18 protein-coding genes are annotated in these 17,082 nt (G+C 46.1%); 10 read left to right on the top strand and 8 right to left on the bottom strand.

Features of this window, described 5'->3' with window-relative positions; all coding sequences use genetic code 11:
• Window positions 1-7: 7 nt before the first annotated feature.
• From KSY55_RS06850 to KSY55_RS06840, 3 genes are all read right to left on the bottom strand, one after another.
• Window positions 8-1,201, bottom strand: coding sequence for a tyrosine-type recombinase/integrase (locus KSY55_RS06850; RefSeq protein WP_003127058.1), 1,194 nt, complete (start codon window positions 1,199-1,201; stop codon window positions 8-10).
• Between the two features lie 78 nt (window positions 1,202-1,279).
• Complete coding sequence (locus KSY55_RS06845) at window positions 1,280-1,483, bottom strand: excisionase (RefSeq protein ID WP_002610247.1); 204 nt, start codon at window positions 1,481-1,483, stop codon at window positions 1,280-1,282.
• Window positions 1,483-2,544, bottom strand: a complete 1,062-nt coding sequence (locus KSY55_RS06840) for a replication initiation factor domain-containing protein (RefSeq protein WP_173816749.1) — start codon at window positions 2,542-2,544, stop codon at window positions 1,483-1,485. The genes KSY55_RS06845 and KSY55_RS06840 overlap by 1 nt, the downstream gene beginning before the upstream one ends.
• A gap of 496 nt (window positions 2,545-3,040) precedes the next feature.
• Here KSY55_RS06840 and KSY55_RS06835 point away from each other — a divergent pair, with 496 nt between their 5' ends.
• The 7 genes from KSY55_RS06835 to KSY55_RS06805 all read left to right on the top strand — a co-directional run bounded on the left by KSY55_RS06835 (window position 3,041) and on the right by KSY55_RS06805 (window position 9,660).
• On the top strand, window positions 3,041-3,712 hold the full coding sequence (locus KSY55_RS06835; protein WP_156341620.1) for a helix-turn-helix domain-containing protein: 672 nt from the start codon (window positions 3,041-3,043) through the stop codon (window positions 3,710-3,712).
• A 410-nt stretch (window positions 3,713-4,122) separates the two neighbouring features.
• The gene (locus tag KSY55_RS06830) at window positions 4,123-4,629 is read left to right on the top strand and encodes a VanZ family protein (protein WP_173746365.1); all 507 of its coding nucleotides are present in this window, start codon (window positions 4,123-4,125) and stop codon (window positions 4,627-4,629) included.
• Between the two features lie 224 nt (window positions 4,630-4,853).
• Window positions 4,854-4,997 carry a hypothetical protein gene (locus tag KSY55_RS06825; RefSeq protein WP_173690091.1) on the top strand — a complete coding sequence of 48 codons (144 nt, stop codon included), beginning with the start codon at window positions 4,854-4,856 and terminating at the stop codon, window positions 4,995-4,997.
• A gap of 71 nt (window positions 4,998-5,068) precedes the next feature.
• Complete coding sequence (locus tag KSY55_RS06820; RefSeq protein ID WP_154304157.1) at window positions 5,069-5,488, top strand: nuclear transport factor 2 family protein; 420 nt, start codon at window positions 5,069-5,071, stop codon at window positions 5,486-5,488.
• Between the two features lie 403 nt (window positions 5,489-5,891).
• On the top strand, window positions 5,892-7,730 hold the full coding sequence (locus KSY55_RS06815; protein WP_368660435.1) for a hypothetical protein: 1,839 nt from the start codon (window positions 5,892-5,894) through the stop codon (window positions 7,728-7,730).
• Window positions 7,731-7,852: 122 nt separating this feature from the next.
• Window positions 7,853-8,491, top strand: coding sequence for a LuxR C-terminal-related transcriptional regulator (locus tag KSY55_RS06810; protein ID WP_236717806.1), 639 nt, complete (start codon window positions 7,853-7,855; stop codon window positions 8,489-8,491).
• A gap of 326 nt (window positions 8,492-8,817) precedes the next feature.
• Window positions 8,818-9,660, top strand: coding sequence for a type II toxin-antitoxin system RelE/ParE family toxin (locus KSY55_RS06805; RefSeq protein ID WP_217749647.1), 843 nt, complete (start codon window positions 8,818-8,820; stop codon window positions 9,658-9,660).
• 450 nt (window positions 9,661-10,110) lie between these two features.
• On the opposite strand, the gene KSY55_RS06800 is transcribed toward KSY55_RS06805, so the two are convergent.
• Window positions 10,111-10,524 (bottom strand): MerR family transcriptional regulator, encoded by a 414-nt coding sequence (locus KSY55_RS06800; protein ID WP_226557271.1) that lies wholly within the window; start codon window positions 10,522-10,524, stop codon window positions 10,111-10,113.
• A gap of 474 nt (window positions 10,525-10,998) precedes the next feature.
• Between KSY55_RS06800 and KSY55_RS06795 the strand changes: the two genes are divergently transcribed.
• Entirely contained in the window at window positions 10,999-11,469 is a 471-nt protein-coding gene (locus KSY55_RS06795; RefSeq protein ID WP_201786845.1) for a flavodoxin, read from the top strand.
• 120 nt (window positions 11,470-11,589) lie between these two features.
• On the opposite strand, the gene KSY55_RS06790 is transcribed toward KSY55_RS06795, so the two are convergent.
• Window positions 11,590-12,630: an aldo/keto reductase gene (locus KSY55_RS06790; RefSeq protein ID WP_117810429.1), complete on the bottom strand. Its 1,041-nt coding sequence runs from the start codon at window positions 12,628-12,630 to the stop codon at window positions 11,590-11,592.
• Between the two features lie 210 nt (window positions 12,631-12,840).
• On the opposite strand from KSY55_RS06790, the gene KSY55_RS06785 reads away from it, so the two are divergent.
• Together KSY55_RS06785 and KSY55_RS06780 are read left to right on the top strand one after the other, a co-directional pair.
• The gene (locus KSY55_RS06785; protein WP_217749648.1) at window positions 12,841-13,248 is read left to right on the top strand and encodes a cupin domain-containing protein; all 408 of its coding nucleotides are present in this window, start codon (window positions 12,841-12,843) and stop codon (window positions 13,246-13,248) included.
• Window positions 13,249-13,357: 109 nt separating this feature from the next.
• A complete protein-coding gene (locus tag KSY55_RS06780) occupies window positions 13,358-13,732 on the top strand; it encodes a hypothetical protein (protein WP_254881883.1) in 375 nt (124 codons plus the stop codon).
• Here the strand turns inward: KSY55_RS06780 and KSY55_RS06775 are convergent.
• The 3 genes from KSY55_RS06775 to KSY55_RS06765 all read right to left on the bottom strand — a co-directional run bounded on the left by KSY55_RS06775 (window position 13,674) and on the right by KSY55_RS06765 (window position 16,625).
• Entirely contained in the window at window positions 13,674-14,429 is a 756-nt protein-coding gene (locus tag KSY55_RS06775) for a hypothetical protein (RefSeq protein WP_254881884.1), read from the bottom strand. The genes KSY55_RS06780 and KSY55_RS06775 overlap by 59 nt on opposite strands.
• Before the next feature lie 180 nt (window positions 14,430-14,609).
• On the bottom strand, window positions 14,610-16,076 hold the full coding sequence (locus KSY55_RS06770) for a hypothetical protein (RefSeq protein WP_118240381.1): 1,467 nt from the start codon (window positions 16,074-16,076) through the stop codon (window positions 14,610-14,612).
• Window positions 16,077-16,178: 102 nt separating this feature from the next.
• Window positions 16,179-16,625 carry a hypothetical protein gene (locus tag KSY55_RS06765; RefSeq protein WP_117754594.1) on the bottom strand — a complete coding sequence of 149 codons (447 nt, stop codon included), beginning with the start codon at window positions 16,623-16,625 and terminating at the stop codon, window positions 16,179-16,181.
• Between the last annotated feature and the right edge of the window lie 457 nt (window positions 16,626-17,082).

Here is a 17,082-nt window from a genome sequence, read left to right as displayed (position 1 = left end):
ATACTTCTTATGCGATTAGACGCTGAACCTCTGATTTTGCGGTATCTATGGACGCATGAGCATACCAGTTCATTGTGATACTGATATTTGAATGCCCCATGATATACTGTAAATCTTTCGGGTTCATGTTCTTGCTTGCCAGCCTTGTGCAGAATGTATGGCGTAGCGTATGCGGTGTGATATGTGGCAAGGGATTGTCCTTGTGGTGCTTGTTGTATTTCTTTATCATACGGACAAATAAGGCGTTGTAATCAATCGCAACTTTGGGCTTGCCTTTATGATTGACAAATAGGAAATTGCTCCGTCCGTCTATCACAAATGGTTCTGCCTTTGGGTGTTTCTTCATAACCCGTTGAAATGCCTGTATTGTTTCTCTGCTTAATGGCACTTGCCTTATTCCGCTCTTTGTCTTAGGCGTTTCAATATAATAACCCTGTTCCTTGCTCTTTAGTAACTGGTGGTCGATAACCACAACCTCATGGATAAAATCAACGTCCATGATTGTCAGTCCGCACAGTTCCGAGATACGAAGTCCTGTCTTTAACAGTATCAGCACATCATCATAATACTTGTGATACACATTGTCCGTCTTGATGAATGAGAGTAGGGCTTGTTCCTGTTCCTCTGTCAATGCGACTTTCTCTTTGGTATCATTTTCTAGGACTTCACTTAACTTGAAATCAAAAGGGTTTTTCCTTACACAATCGTCTTGTATGGCGATATAGAATGACGCTTTTAACGAGCGTTTATGGTTGTTAATGGTGTTATAGGAAAAGCCTTTGTCTTTCATGCGTAATGCCCATTCCTTAGCGTCAGAGGGTTTTATCGTATCAATGCTCCTAGCACCTAACTTGTCCTCTTTCAATAACCGCATGAGCTGTTCCCGTTGTTTCTGTGTGCTTTTCTTCACGTTTGCCCTCTGTGTGTTCTGTTTAGCGTAGAGTTGGCAAAGCGTCATTTTCTTGCCTGTGCTGTCGATACCGTCCTCAATATCCCGTCTTATCTGCTGTTCCAGTTCACGAAGTGAGGGTTTTTCCCGTTTTCCCTTTGGTGTCGGGTCTGTGGGTGTCAATCTCCAAGCATACACATATTTTGTGTTTCCAAATGCGTCCACATATTTATATAAGTATTTTCCGTCTGTTCGTTGGCTCTCTCCAGTATGCAGGATACGTTCTTTGCTATCCCGTCTTTTTTCTTTCATGGTGTCTGCTCCTTTCCTTGTTGGAAAGAGCCTTGATATGACTTGTGTTCATCATAACACATACAAGGCTCATTTGCATTAGATTGCGTCCAATTTGTCAATGACCTTTTCAAATTGTCGGCGTTTAATCTGTATGCGGTTGCCATTCATAATGAGCCAGCCAGCGTCCTTGTTTTCCTCTGCCAATCGTCTTAACTTGTTTTCTCCGATACGGAAATATTTTGACGCTTCTTCAATGGTAAGGGTGTACTTTTCCCATACAGGAATATCGTTGTTATTCATTAGATACCCCCTTTCCCTTGTTTTGTGTCATACTGGATATAGGGGATAAGGTCGGTGCGGTTTATCCTCTGTAAGTGGGCGGTTAGTTTGCTGGAAAGGGAATTACTGTATCTTGCCTTATCAAGCATAGTTCCCACTTTTTCCAGTCCACCTAATGCGTCATGTTCTTCTAAGAAGTAAAAACTTTTGACAGCGGAAATCACGCCACCCTCTGTGAGCCATTGCTGTGTTTCTTCAAGAGAATTATGTAGTTTCGGTACTTGCACTTTCAAGACTTCCACAGCCCCTAAAAAGCGTTCCCAAAACCGACACGTTTTCCATCTGCTCTTATTACTTTCATTTCTGTTTGGCACGACAAAGCGTAGGTTGTTTGCCAATAGCCCGAAAGCCAGTTCCCCAAGTTCCAGCGGTCTGTCTTTGAATGTCATGGCAAAAGCATGAGCCTTATCATCACGCAGTTGCATTTCTGTCCGTTTCCAACTGCCAACTTCATCAAGTGTCTTATTATGTTTTGAACAGACTTCCTTATCTTTATCATAAAAGCGGTAGGACAATCCCGATTTACCAGCACCGATATAAACAGTCTTTGCGGTGTCGAAATCATCAAACTTGCTTTCGTCAAAGTGGTAGCCCTCACTATTAGAAATAAATTCCTCTTTTTCGCATTTCTTCTTTATCTGCTCTATGGTAAAGAATGGCTTTTCGTTCTTATCATCAATGGCAATATCAAGTCTTGTAAAATGGAAGTTATCCAGTCCGTATCTTCGCTCACAACGTCGGAACATATCTCCAAAGGTACAATTCCTACTATCGAGAATACGGAAAATATCATCACAACCTCTGCCAGTCATAACAAGATAACAGCCTAGCCCCTGTGGGTTGTCCTCTGTCTTTCTTGCGTCCCCCGATACATAAATATCTCCAATCTGCCAGCGTGCTTGATAAGTCTTGAATTTTATCGTTGCTGGATAAACATTGAAAATGTCAGTCGGTAAACCTAAAATGTGCATGATTACATCTTCAGCGGTTGCAGTATCAAATACAATGCTGATGTAATCAATCTTAACGGATAAATTTTTGTGTGTAGTTATAGTGCATTACTCCTTTCGTACTTCCCGTTTTTTTGCGGGGTAAAAATCGTGTTTTGTCCTTTATTTATCACAGTTTCTAGGTACTATGACATGTATGCGCAGGGCGGTGTTACATATACGCCCTTTATGAACGCCTAAAGGCGTTCCCTTTCTTCCTGTGTCTGATCCGTTCTTAACGCTCACGAGCCTTGTAAGGCTCGTGGCTAAACGGAACAGCCCCAGTCAGAAACCTTATTTTCTGTCTGATAGTCCATGCTTATTCATGCTATCAAAGTGAAAATACATCTTTTCTATGCTTACTCAAGCGTGTGATTGACCCTAGCGTGCTTAATCACTCTATCTGATACGATAATAACGCCATTAGAATTACTTGTCAAGAAGTTTTTGTTGACTTTTCGATATATATTAAGTATGATATGCTTATAAATACCAAAAAAAGCAATGAAAGGAGTGTTTATACTAAGTCATGGAGCATTACGAAAAGAAAATCAGTTTCTTAGGAGAGAACATACAGACCATAAGGAAACACAGAGGAATGAAACAACAGGAACTGGCGGACAAAATCGGTATCAATATGCAGAGCCTTTCTAAGATTGAACGTGGCGTGAATTATCCTACCTTTGATACGCTGGAAAAGATAATGGACGTGCTGGGAGTAACACCCAATGAATTATTGTCGGGAGAATGGAAGTATATCGACCACACCGAGCCTTACATCATGGATATTATCAAACGGGAACAGGACTTTAATGTTTCCTTAGATTATCTGTCTGAAAATGAATTTTTCAATGATGAAAAAGAATACAGATTTTACAAGGTATATAAACTCATACAGTATATTCATAACTACATTACCAATGAGGTTACGGAGTTGGAAGAACTTATGGAAATCAAGCAGTTGATACAGCGTCAGAAAATAGAACGCATGATGAAAGTACATAAGGAAATGCGAGGGTTAGACCGATACAGAGAACAACCGAAAGAATACAAATATCACAATCCTTATGATGACTGGATATTCCGTCAACTTGCAGATATTGATAACAGAAAAAACATTCCTAATACTTCTCCACAAGTAGATTTTAATGAGGGAGATTATGAAGATTATCTAAAGGCGAAATGGAACAGAGGTCTTTGATTTCCTCTTGCATGGAAGATACAGCAAACAAAAAGCCCAGTAAAGAGTGCAAAGCACCACCAATGGTGGCAAGGCTCTTGACAGGGTTTTTTCTTTTCTGTGTTAGATAATCAAGAGGAGATAAAGGAATGGAGCACCTGAATTGGAGTACTTCAATTCAGGTGAAAGAACATCAAAAACTTTGATTACAAATACTGTACATAAATTGATATGTAAAGGCAAAGGATATTGCGTTGAAGAATAAGGGTAATCAGAACGCAAGCAGTCCACAGAACCCTACACCGCAGGGACAGCCGAGAAAATAACTTACAATTCGGTTTTAAGGAAATGATTTAAGAAAAGTTTTCGTTTTATTTCTGTAAATCTTCAAAAATGTATGATATTATCTATTTTTGAAAGAGGTGTGTATTATGAAGAATGAGAAAAAAATTACAGTAGCATTACTTATTGTTTATCTATTAGTTTTATCATGGATTATTTTATTTAAGTTACAATTTTCATTTTCTGCATTAGACCATATAAGAGAAATAAACTTGATTCCTTTTGGTGGTTCGGTTATTGTAAATGGAAAAATTGACTTTGATGAAATTATAAATAATGCCATTGTTTTTATTCCTGTGGGTGCATATTTTAGTTTGCTTTTCAAAAATAAATCAGCTTTAAAAGCAATAGGTTCTGTTTTGGGAATTAGCTTCATATATGAGATAATTCAGTTTATATTTGCTATCGGAGCAAGTGATATTACAGATTTAATCAGCAACACATTAGGGGGTATAATTGGAGTTGCATTAGTATATGTATTATCTATTGTTCTAAAGGATAAAACGCATAAGATATTAAATCGGATAGCAATGGTATGTACTGTATTAGTGGTTGTCTTTTTATTTATGCTTCTTGCTGTAAATAATATATTTTAATACCAGATACAGATAAGAATATCGAAATAATGTTACTGTATGAGCAGTTAGTCTTAGGATTGACTGCTTTTTTCGTACCTAGAAAGGAATGATGAAATGATGTGCTGTTAGAGCTGTTCAATAAGATTATCGGTGCATAAAATTTTATTGTGGTGCTGATACGAGAATGGTATAATATGGATATGAAGAAAGCGACATATTAGAAGTTGTGGAGGTGGTCAATTATGGAAAAAAACCAAAAAGAAAATTGGATAATAGCAATCGCCGTTGCTATCATTTATTTAACAGTAAGTATTCTCTTTGATTTATGGGCTTTTTCTTGGATTATATGGGTTGCCTATGCAATTTATAGATTTATCGTAAGATAGTTGACTTCCAGCTTGACAATTTTATATCCATATATACAAGGTAGTTAGTCTTAGGATTGAGGTGTTCTATTATGAATGAGAGAGAAAAAATCATTCACTTATGGTTCGATATGTGGCTTAAACAGCAAGATTTAGGAATGGATAGAATTTTCACAGAAGATGTTGTTTATACGGAAAGCTGGTGTCCTAAATATGAAAACCTTAAAACAGTAAAACATTGGTTTAGCGAATGGAATACTCGTGGTAAAGTTATTATTTGGGATATTAAGCAGTTCTTTCATAAGGGAAATCAAACTGTTGTAGAGTGGTATTTTAAAAATGAAATGAATACAGGAAGTATTGAAGAATTTGACGGTATTTCCTTAATTGAATGGACAGAAGATAACAAAATCAAATCATTAAAAGAATATGGTTGCAATTTGAATAACTACAATCCATATCAGCACAGCGAGAACCCTCAATTTAGAGATGAAAAAATAAGCTGGTTTTAAAACTTAATCAAATTATATCTATACACACAAAGCAGTTAGTCTTAGGATTGATTGCTTTTTAACAAAAGACACCGTTTAAGTGTTAAAGGTGTCTTTTTAGTGCTATTTTATTGTCATATCAAGGCTCATTCAATCGTGGTAAATTCGTGGTAAATTGAATAATTTTCTATACTTCAAAGTGCTTGAAAGTATGGTGTTTATGCGGATAATCAAAAATCAGATATAAAATTTAATTTAATACTCAAATGGAAAATTAACGGATTATCAAATAGACTCCGCTGTCCATTTTAGTAATAACGGTGGGGTGTATCTCGCTTCGCGAAACGGCAAAAAATATATCCTTAAAGAAGGGCGAAAAAATGTTGGGGTCAGTGATAGGTCATGTTTGGATGCTTTTCATTGAATCAAGCATGAATATCAAATCCTTCGTTCCTTGAGTCCGCTCTCTGATGTTGTGAATGCTGTCGATTGTTTTGATGTCTGGAATCATGCATTTTTAGTTGAGGATTTTTTTGAAGGTCGAGATTTGCAGCAGTACATAGCAATGGAATTCCCTTTCGATGGATGCTCTGCTCGGACGGATTGCTCTGATTCTTATTGGCGAGGGTGTAAAGAGATCGCAACCAAATTGGAAAGTGCAATTGCGAAAATGCATGGAATTGGATTTGCGGTTGGAGATTTGAGCTTATCAAATGTGCTGATTAATGATTCTTTAGAAATTAAACTGATTGATTTTGAGGCGGCGAAAAAACTTTCCCAAGATTTTCAAGTAGATATCGCTACTCCAGGATTTACCAACGATGCTGTATGCAACTATGAACAACAAGATTGGTATGCCTTCGCGGTTATAGTGCACCGCCTTTTTGTTCCCATATGTCCCCTTTATTATCTGGCTCCTTCGTTGTTGTTCTGTCAGGATTATATGGTGCAAAAGCACTTTGGGAATGAGGCAGTTTCTTTTCTTCGGTCTGTCAGATCGCGAATGCTTGGCTTGACTCCGTTATTGTCTCATGGACCATTTATCGACAAAGCGTTACAGGCTTGTGACAAGCTTTTAGATCCTGAGAATATTGAAACCTTTATGAGACTTCTTTATAAAGGGATTGTCTCTGGTCTTGACTTGCGAGGTGAATATCCTGTCAAAGGTGATATTTCAATGTATGGCGATGAGATGTCTAAATATAGCATTGGGTCTGGTTTTGCCGGTGTGAGCTTGGCTTTGCTGAAATCTTCATGTTTGGAAAACTCGGAATGGTTTTATGCTATTGCGCGGGAGAAATATATATCGGTATTACGTAAATTGAAAGACGGTATGTCGTTCCGCGCGGGATTGTTTAACGGTACGGTAGGTGTGGCCATGGCTGCATATGAGGTGTTTTCTCGCGAGGAATGTCATAAAATGCTTTCTTATATCGGAATCTCTCACATTGATTATTTGGCAGGCATTGACGACTATTCCTTGTACTCTGGTTTGTCTGGCATTGGCATGGCTCTTCTGTCATTGGGAGCATCTAGGAACTCGCATGAAGAAAAAATGTTGTCGTATATTCTTTCCAAGGTGTATGAGAGATGCGATTGTGGTTTAACTTCGCAAGACATGCTGAGTTCGAAAGCGGACTTTACCTTAATGAAGGGCTGGTTGGGTGCAGGTCTGTTCCTGTGGAAGGCTTCTCTTTGCAGGAAAGACGATGCTTTGCGCTCCCGTGCGGAAAGCATTTTTCGTCTTACGCTAACGCATCTTGCCAATGCGGATAACAAGGAGCGTCCGATGTATTACGTGGATCATTTGAAGAATAAACCCAGAACAATGCCTTATCTGGATTGTGGAACTTCTGGTGTGGCCCTAGCTTTTATTGAAGTCTATAAAGATGGTAATGAGTCAATGGAATTCCTTAATGAGGAGTTTCTTAGAAGGCTTTCCCAAGGTTCAGATATGGTTTGCACGTTTAATGGTGGCTTATTCGGGGGTTATGTGGGACTGTTGCCTGCTGCAATAGCGTTGCGCGACTTAGGTATTGATGATGAGCTGTGGGAGCGGATTATTGATGGATTGAATCTTTACCTGATGAAGAACAATGGAAACATTGTTTTCCCGGGACTTTATGGATACAAGTGTTCCATGGATTTGGGGACGGGATCGGCCGGTGTGCTTTTAGCGTTAAGTGATTCTGGGCGATCAGGGGAATGGGGATCTTGGATGCCGGTTCTGGAAAATGAGGATTTTTCGCTTTTCCGTGTTTGAAAATAGCTATTGCTGCTGGCTGGGTGATGGCCTGTACGTGATGCAATGCGTGGCTATATTTGTATGCTTAGGGGTGAAGGTGAGTGACGATGTATTTGGGAAAACGAATAAGAATCGCTATCGTGGACAATGACAGATTGACGCTTGGTGTTATGAAGATGATGATTGAGCGTATTCTTCCGCAGGCTAACGTGTGTTGGGCTGTATCGGATGGTCTGACCGCGGTGAGTAAGAGTCTTAACTCGCGGACGCGTCCTGATGTATTGCTTGTGGATATGTCTCTAGAGGGAATGAGCGGTTGCGATGTGTGCCGGACCATTCGTGAGGAGACTGCTCAGGTTGATTTAGTGGGCATGACTGCTTTTTCTCTGGACCGTTACTGTGTGCCTGCTCTGGAAAACGGAGCGAGCTGTCTTGTGGATAAGGCGAATGTGAAAGGTCTTTGCCATGTCTTATGTGCAATAGTGAATGGGCGGCGGGCGGATGTTAAATATGCATCTTCCGAAAGTGCGCAGGAGTCGCATGAGAGATTATTGACTGCCAAAAGTGGAAATGTCAACTATGAAACGTTTGCGAAAAGGGAACGAGAGGTTATGGGGCTGTGTTCCCTGGGTTTTACCTCAAAGGAGATCGGCATCAAGCTTGGCATAGGGGAACCTACAGTGAAAACGTATATTCGAAGGGTCATGAAGAAATTAGGGGCTAAAAATAGGACTCAAGCAGTAATTCAATGGATGGAAATTAATGAACGTGAGTACTAAAAGAGTAAATCCATTTATTTCATGGTGCGTATTTCACCTCCAATATCTGCTTGTAGCGGTTTGTGTCATCATGACTATTGCGGAAATACTGTTTTTCCCTTCTGCGGGTGTGATGACATTTTTCCTCGTATGCGTGCATGTATTAGCTGTTGTCCTGATGCCGCGGCGGCCGATTATATGTTGCAATATCATTTTTTTTTACTTTTGTGATTTGCTGTCTTATTCCAGATGACGGTGGTCCAAGCTTTTTATGGGGAACTTGGTTGGCTCTGGGGTATGCGGGGCTGCGAATTGAGTCGTTGTGGGGGATGCTGTATCCGTTCGCGGTGGCATTGGTTCGAATGTGGCGCTTTAATGCTGATGGTGTGGCGGCCAATGAGTATTTCATGTTAATTCTTGTCATGTTCTTTGCATACTTCGTCGGAAAAACGTTTGCGTGGAAAGAACTTGCTGCCCAGCTCAAACAAAACAAACTAAGGTATGAAAAATTAAGTCAGCACGTCGAATACCTGCGAAAAGAGAGCGTGGTAGCCAGCCGAATTCATGATTCAGTGGCTGGTAACTTGGCATACATGGCAATTTTGCTGGACGGTCTAATCTTGGATGCTGAGAAGAACAAAACCTTTGACGAGAAAGAAATAAGAGAAGTGAGGGCTCTCGTCGTAGAAACTTTGGATGAGATGCGATCTGTTGTTGATTTAATGAATGGTGGAAAGACGGAATCAGTACAAGCGGACAATATGAGTCTCTCTGGATTGCAAATTGTAGGTGAGCAAGGGGATTCCTTCCTGAAGGAACTCGGATTTCATGGAAAGACGAGAATTGCGCTAAAAGATTTGAAGAATCTTGATGATGCTTTTTCCCGTGAGGTTTTTTCTTTGATTCATGAGCTATATACAAATATCGCTGTGCATGGAAGTCCAGGAGGTGAATACCGTCTCATTGTTTTTTGGGATGACGATGATTTAATTCATGTGGATCAGGTGAATGATATTTCGTCAAAGAACTTATTTCCTGACAAGCCGGTGTCCGGAAGCGGTTTGTCGCTGCATATGAAATGGATTAAGTCCATAGGAGGATTTGCTAAAACATCTTCTGAAAAAGGAGCATGGCAGTTTCATGCGCGTTTTCCTGTCATCATGTCAGAAGACTCGGCAGAGCCAGTGTAGGATTGGCGGGCACTTGGGGTATATCTCTGCAGAATACATATTGAGAACGTTTGCTGATGTAAAAAGACTACCTTGATTAGTCATGGAGTTAGGCGCACCCGTCATGACGATGGACAACAGTATGGCGATTAGTTTCATTTTCCCTCCTATACACAACGCCAGTCTGCCACGAGTGGAATATCCGTATAGTTATTTGCAAGCGGGTGTCATCTTTGGATGACTTTAGCGACTTTTCCGATTCCGACGTGTAGGGGGCTGCGCGGACATGCATATCGTGGGATGCAGTCGTGGATCTGCGCGACTTATGATTGTGAGGAGTTTTTAGCCGATAGAGAATCAGATTGGTTGCGTGGCCACGTGTAAGCAGTCTGATTTAGTATTTAATGCTGACGTATGTTTTTTTAACTACATGTTGAGAGAGCTCATGGCTTTGCGCGTAAAATGGAGTACTCAGTCGAGCAGACGCTCGCAGGCGGTCGGATCTGTTTCTGTACCGCCGTTTACGTCGATGAGATTGCTGTAGTATTCGGTTGTTCCTGCAAGCACGCCGTCATAGAACTCCTGTTTGTAGTCGATGTAGTCGATGGAATCCTGCACGGCGGCAAGTTGTTCCACCAGCGTTTGCCGTTTGGATGCGAGCAAGGCTTTGCGTTCGGGAATGGATGATTCTCCCTGCAGGCACAGTTCGGTATATCGTTTCATTTCCGCAATGCTGAGGCCGCAACGCTTCAAACATCCCAACGCTTTGATCCATTCGATGTTCTTCTCGTCAAACACGCGCCTGTTGTTGACGTCACGTTTGAGATTGGGGACCAGTCCTTCGTTGCAGTAGAATTTCAGTCCCTCATAGTTCATGCCCGTCAACTCGCATGCCTGTTACATGGTGTACATCGATGACTCGTTTCTTGGGTATGTCTCAGCGGCCGGTTCCTGCCCATCAGTGTACGGCACATGCGATTTTGTCCGGTAGTAACTACCGGCGTATCTTGATTTGACCGGTAGTTACTACCGGAAAATAGTGTGAAGCAGGCAGGGAAGAGCGGAGAATTCGTTTGTTGAAATTATAGAAAAATGCATATCAAAGGTGATTTGATTCGCATTTGATATGCCGTTGGGATGGGCATACGCGAAAGCGATGTTCGCCTACCGTAAGGAGAAGTACATGTTCAATGCGGGGAATTCATTTCGTAAGTTGATGGGTGCCGCTACTGACGCAGCCATGCTGTTTTCCATGGGCGCATGTGGGCCGGAAATACAGACGGTTCGTCAGAGAACGCCGATTCCACAAGCTCACAGCCGAATGCGCGGGGAGGCCGGCAGAGTGGAAGTCATGTGCTCGTGGCCTATTATTCCGCTACGGGTCACACCGCCGACGTGGCCAAGGCCATTGCGGATGCGGCGGACGGTGATTTGTTCGAGCTCACCCCGGAGCGGGAATATTCCAGTGGTGATCTGAACTGGAACGACGAATTCAGTCGAGTGAACAGCGAGCATAATGATGAAAGCCTGCGCGATGTTCCTTTGAACGTTACCTCGCCAGATGGGTGGGATAAGTACGACACTGTATTCATCGGGTATCCGATCTGGTGGGGCGGGGCCGTATGGCCGGTCAATCATTTTGTGACTGACAATGACTTCACCGGCGAGAAAGTCATTCCGTTCGCCACTTCTGCGTCATCTCCGTTGGGGAGCAGCGGTTCTGATTTGGCGGATATGGCGGGAGCTGGCGACTGGCAGGATGGTCAGAGGTTCTCGTCCAGCGTATCGGCCGACGAAGTGACTTCTTGGGTGGAGGGTCTCGGCCTCTAACTCAACTATATATGGCAGATTTGCGAGGCTGTCCGGTGCTATCTGCCATATATAGGCGAGATACGTGGAGACGGGGAGCGAAATCTGCCATATATAAGGCAGATACCGCCACATGTGGTTTTAGTTTCGGGTTGTTTCCTTGAGCGTGGGCGCCAGGGTGCCGGCCAAGGCCTTCTCTCCTGGGCGGGAAAGCGGACCGACTAGCTCATGCGCGGTATACGGCTCTTCGATGTAGGCGATGTCATCTTCCGTAAGCTGCACTCCTAGCGCGGCGATGGCATCATCCACGCGTTCCGGCTTCGAACAGCCCACGATAGGTGCAGTCACACCCTTGGCCCAGTGCCATGCAAGCGCAACCTGAGCCATGGGCACTCCGTGGTGTTCGGCTACTTCAAGCACACGTTCGACGATGGGCATGTCTTGGGCTTGCGCTTGATCATACTTGTTGCGCATGGTGCCGTCAGTGGTGCCGCGGGTGGAATTCGAATTCCATGTCGGGCGTGCCAGATGTCCGGAAGCCATAGGAGAGTAGGGCGTCAAAGCAACGTCGTACTGCTGGCATACGGGGATGAGCTCGCGTTCGTCTTCGCGGTAGAGCAGATTGTAGTGGCACTGCATGCTGGTGAATCGGGTCCACCCATTGGCGTCGGCCACGGCCTGCAGGTTGTGGAACTGGTACGCATACATTTCGCTGGCGCCCAATGCGCGTACTTTGCCTGCTTTGACTAGCGCGTCCAGGGCTTCCATGGTTTCTTCGGCGGGGGTGGTGTAGTCGAAACGGTGGATGATGTAGAGGTCGAGATAGTCGGTGCCCAAACGCTTGAGCGTGCCGTCGATCTCTCGGTTGATGGCTTCTTTGGAAAGATGCCCATCGTTGAAGTACACTTTGCTGGCGAGCACAACTTGGTGTCGCGCGATGTTGAGATTGCGCAACGCCTGACCAATGTATTCTTCGGAAGTGCCGAAGGCGTAGCAGTTCGCGGTGTCGATGAAGTTGATGCCTCGGTCGATGGCGTGGCCGATGACTTGTTCCGTTCCCTGCTGGTCGATGGTCCACTGATGGAAGTCCGGTGAGGTTTTGCCGAAGCTCATGCCGCCAAGGCATACTTTGGATACTTTGATGCCGGACCAGCCTAGCGGCGCGTACTTCATGTCGGTCATGATCAGATGGAGCTCCTTTGTCGGTTGGATGTGTGAAATGTTGCTTTCCATAGCACCGCTCGGTCCGCGAATGAACCTAATGCGTACCTCTTGCCTCTATTATACGTATATGCGTTTGCTGTATGGAAAAGCATGTTCGTCACTCGTTATACATTGACACGGCATTTTCGTCGAGGTTCAATGAACGCGTATTACAACGAAAGGACCATTATGGAAAATCCAAGCGCATTCCCCATAGGAGAGCCGAACGACGGCTTTGCCCAGTATTTCGTAGGTCAAAGCTATCTCGCGTCGGTGCTCGACACTCCTGAATTTTCCATCCACAACGTCACCTTCGAGCCGGGATGCCGCAACAACTGGCATATACATCACGGCGGAGCCCAGGTGCTCATCGCCGTGGGCGGCCGAGGCTACTACCAGATTGAAGGTCAGGAACCCAAGAAACTCAAAGCTGGCGAAGCCGTGTGCATTCCTGCAGACACCAAACACTGGCATGGTGCGGCTCCGGGCGAATCCTTCTCCCACCTGGCATTCATGGTTCCGGCAGGAGACCCTGGCGCGATGAGCAACGAATGGCTCGAGCCGGTCGACGTGCAAGCGTACGAGTCCCTTGCCTGAACAGACGGGCGCATACATGTGATTCAGCCGGGTCAAGTCAGACCCGGCTGAATCTATTCGCCACTCACATGCGAAAGGCTTATCTCATGTCTGTCATAAGGTGGGATAGGTGGGAATCGAGAATAATCGCAAACTTATCGTCAATTGCCTGCCGTTGATGCCATCCGAACAAGCGCAGTTTATGCGTGCAGCCAAAGGCGTGCCGCAAGAATTCGTAGGCGATCCGGCGCAGCGTGGCAACATGGCATGGACGGCCATCATCCCCGAAGAGCTCAAAGCTCAAGTCACCGCCATCATCGGCAATGTTGATCCGGGAACATGCCGACAGTGTCCCAAACTCGAATGGTTGCAAACCTGGAGTGCCGGAGTCGACAAATACCAGCGCCCCGGCATCCTACAGCCCGGATTCATGCTCAGGGTGGAATTCACCTTGATTGGTCGGCACACCGGGATACAAGCCAGGCGAGGATCTGCTGTTCGCTGACGGGCTTGAAATCCCATGCGTCGAGTCCCACGTTCACACTTCGCGGATCAGTGCCGTCGGGAACGTCCTGATGCGTATGGCCGTAGAGCAGCCAGCCTTCGGTGGCAGGCGCCATATCGGCGAACTCGTTCCAGTTGCTCGGCCAATCGTCGTGTTCTTCGGCCAATGCCGAGAGTCTGGGGAAGTGGCTCATGGCGATGCTTTGCTGCGTGGTCGCCACCGTTATTTTGCCGGATTCATCGAGAACGGGAAGTTCCATGTCGATTTCGCAGTAGTCGTCGATGGTCTCGAACACGTCTTCGTATAGCATGTCATTGAATCGGAGACGGAAGTTGCGGTCGTGGTTGCCGATGATCAGATGCAGATGTTGGCAGTTGATTCGGCGCAGGCATTCGAGTGTGTGCTCGACGGTGCAACGGTAGGAGAGGTCGCCGAGAATCCACAGTTCGTCGTCGTGCCCGACGATCTCGTTGATATTGTCGATGATGGTGTTCTCATGACGTGCGATGTCGCAGATCGCTTTGAACGATGTCTGATTGTCGTGCACATATTGTTTGATCCACGCGTGTGCGGCGGTGCGGGTCTGCGTCTGCCAGATGTCGAGGTACTCAGCACGTAGCTTGCCATTGTTCAGGAACCCGCGCAGCGCGGTGACTAGTGGATGGCCGAAATGCGTGTCCGAAGTGAAATAACGCATGCGATTCCTTACTATATGCGGTTGCTGGATGCCTTTATCAATGATAGAGCGCAACATCGCACGAATAGCCCTCCCCAAAATGCTTGTTGGCTTGTTTGTGGCACGTGTTGATGATGATCAGATGGAAGAGTCCCACGAAACGACGAAAGAAGCTCGGTGCTCACGGCGTGACTCTCCGGCTTATTTCTTGCCCCACCCGAACTTGGTCAGTTTGATCTCCGGGAGCTGTTTCAATCCGTCTGCTATTCCTTTGCCAAACTGCTGCACTCCGTCGGCGATTCCGACACCTACGTCCTGAGCGCATTTCGTGATGGCGTCGCCCGCATCCTGCGCGATGTGCGCGGCCTGGTTTCCGGCGTCCTGCATTCCCTTGGCAACGGCGACGCCGGTGCCTTGAGCGCCCTTCGCTATCGCACTGCCGGCGTCTTGGACGGCGTGTGCGGTCTGCTGCCTGGCATTCTGCAAGGCCTTGCCGGTGTCGTCTACGGCCTTGCCCGCGGCTTCGATCCAGGTGGGACCGTCTTCGACATGCAGATGAATGTGCTCAAGCTGCAATGTGCTGGCGAATGCATTGAGATCGCTGGTGATGCTTTCGATGTTGGCAATGGCATGAGGTGAACTGTATGGGTTCAGCAGCACCTTCCCACCTACGATTCCAGCCTTCGTTTCCAGTTGCCTGCCCAATGCGTTGAGTGACTGCTCGATTTCCGCAAGACGCTTGTTCCTAGCAAGCACGATGCCCTTCTTGTGTGCTTCGAGCTGTTCCGGCTCCTCCTGGCATACGCGTGCGAGCTCGATGCAGGAGACCTGATCCTGCATCCTGACCGCGGATGCGAGCATGCCCAACCACTGGTGGATCTCCTGTCGAATCTGCTGGGTCAGCGGGCGAACCTGCTTGGGATCCTGCTCGCGTTCCACCTTCTCGGTGAGGTCCTTGATTTTGGCGATTGCATACGCTTGGATGGTGGCGATGTCTTGTGGGCAGCCTGACATCTTGGACCATGTGGTCTCGCTGATCGAACCGACTTGCTGGTAGATGAGCATGGTCTCGTCAATCATATGAGAGATTCCGGCGAGCTTGCTGACGGTCTGGTCTTTCTGATCGCGCAGCAGGTCGTCGAGCTTCGCATCGATTTCCTTCAGGTAATCGGTGATTTCGGAGACGGCCTGTTCCAGAGCCATCTGTGCCATGACGCCGCTGATGCCGGTGAGCATGGCGGGGTTGAGTTGCCCTGGCTGGGTGAATTGCAGATGTTTGATGATGTGCCCGTTCGGTTGTCGTACAACGCCGGCTTGGAACGGTCCTTTCTTGCAGTTCTTGCCGTATTTGGCAACCAGTTCGGCTGATTCTTTGGTGAGCTTCACCCAACGCCCGCTTTCGGCCATGGCGTTGCCGACCGTTTGTGCGCCTTTGCTGGCCGAGGAGACGGTCTGTATGGCTTTGGCTGTGAACGCTTTGGAACCGAAGCCTTCGTCCTTGAGCCAGAGATCTATGGTCCCGGCGTCGCCGAGGAAGACGATGCCTTGTTCGTCTTGGATGATGGTGACGCTTTGCGTGTCGTCTGGATTGTTGTTCCCGGTGCTGGCGTCGGCATCACCGTCTCCGCCTTCGAATGGGATGAGTTCGTTGGAATCGTCGTCGATCATGGTTCTTCCCTTCAAATCCACTTGGCAGCAGTATACGACCGGCAGACGCGTCGATGCGTTTGGGAGTGGCGGGGAACAGGTATGAAAGCAGTGGGGAAGTGGTCAGTCTTCGATCTGGGCATCGCCCGAGTCGAGAGCCTGGAAGATCTCGTTGAACAGGGCTTCGGTTTGCGTCTGAAGCTTTTCCAAGCGGATCTTATGCTCGCTGCCGGTTGTGGATCTGTTCATGGTGTCCATAAGATGAAGGCTTTGCAGGGTGCTCTTCCATCGTTCGACTGGTGCGTTTACAGGAAATTGGTCGGCGTATTGCTCCAGTGTCTCCTCAATGGCGTCAAGCTGCTTGGCGACTCTTGCGGATGGGCTAAGCGCGGCCGGCAGATGCATGTTCGCGGCGGCCTGCTTGAGTTTGCTGCCTACCTGTTGCTCGCTGACAAGCTGCGCCACCTTCTGCATGTTTTCCGGATTGGCCGCAATGTCGACCGCCGTTTTGACGGCATAGGTCGCCGCCGATGCGACGATCCCCTTCAGAAACCCACCTTTGCGCGCCATTGGTTACCCCTTTCAATGTTGAAACTTTTCTAGGAACAGTGTAGTTCAGAGAAGGCAGATATGTTGATTTATACATGCCTATGCGGCTTGGCAAAAGGAAGAGACCCTGGATTTGAGCATTGCTAAGAGGCTTGGAAGCTGTTGCTGCTACTCGTAGCAGCAATGAGATAGAAAAGAAGTCCACCGTATTTCAGGACGTAAACGTAGCCTTGGATGGGCGCTGATATAAAAGGCTGTACATTCTTTGGCGATTGAACATGCTGCATGAGCGACAAAGTATGTAATTGAGATGTAGGTGCATGAGAGTACTGAGAGTGCGTAAAGGCGCGCGGACGCATTCTGACGAATTGCTAACTTGGAAGCAGATCCTATCTATTGAAAGCCCGTTGCGCTCGCGAAGATAACATGGCTCATGGTGAATGCGGATTGCCCGCATGTTATCCATTGAACAAACAAA

This window comes from Bifidobacterium sp. MSK.13.1, from assembly GCF_019131435.1.
Taxonomy (GTDB): Bacteria; Actinomycetota; Actinomycetes; order Actinomycetales; family Bifidobacteriaceae; genus Bifidobacterium; species Bifidobacterium pseudocatenulatum.
This window is presented reverse-complemented; position numbering and strand designations above follow the sequence as displayed.

Bases quoted from the DNA above. Each gene is read 5' to 3' on its own strand.
- KSY55_RS06775 (WP_254881884.1), bottom strand. From the start codon at position 14,429: ATGCGTTATTTCACTTCGGACACGCATTTCGGCCATCCACTAGTCACC.
- KSY55_RS06820 (WP_154304157.1), top strand. From the start codon at position 5,069: ATGAATGAGAGAGAAAAAATCATTCACTTATGGTTCGATATGTGGCTT.
- KSY55_RS06835 (WP_156341620.1), top strand. From the start codon at position 3,041: ATGGAGCATTACGAAAAGAAAATCAGTTTCTTAGGAGAGAACATACAG.
- KSY55_RS06825 (WP_173690091.1), top strand. From the start codon at position 4,854: ATGGAAAAAAACCAAAAAGAAAATTGGATAATAGCAATCGCCGTTGCT.
- KSY55_RS06765 (WP_117754594.1), bottom strand. From the start codon at position 16,625: ATGGCGCGCAAAGGTGGGTTTCTGAAGGGGATCGTCGCATCGGCGGCG.
- KSY55_RS06785 (WP_217749648.1), top strand. From the start codon at position 12,841: ATGGAAAATCCAAGCGCATTCCCCATAGGAGAGCCGAACGACGGCTTT.
- KSY55_RS06850 (WP_003127058.1), bottom strand. From the start codon at position 1,201: ATGAAAGAAAAAAGACGGGATAGCAAAGAACGTATCCTGCATACTGGA.
- KSY55_RS06830 (WP_173746365.1), top strand. From the start codon at position 4,123: ATGAAGAATGAGAAAAAAATTACAGTAGCATTACTTATTGTTTATCTA.
- KSY55_RS06770 (WP_118240381.1), bottom strand. From the start codon at position 16,076: ATGATCGACGACGATTCCAACGAACTCATCCCATTCGAAGGCGGAGAC.
- KSY55_RS06845 (WP_002610247.1), bottom strand. From the start codon at position 1,483: ATGAATAACAACGATATTCCTGTATGGGAAAAGTACACCCTTACCATT.
- KSY55_RS06790 (WP_117810429.1), bottom strand. From the start codon at position 12,630: ATGACCGACATGAAGTACGCGCCGCTAGGCTGGTCCGGCATCAAAGTA.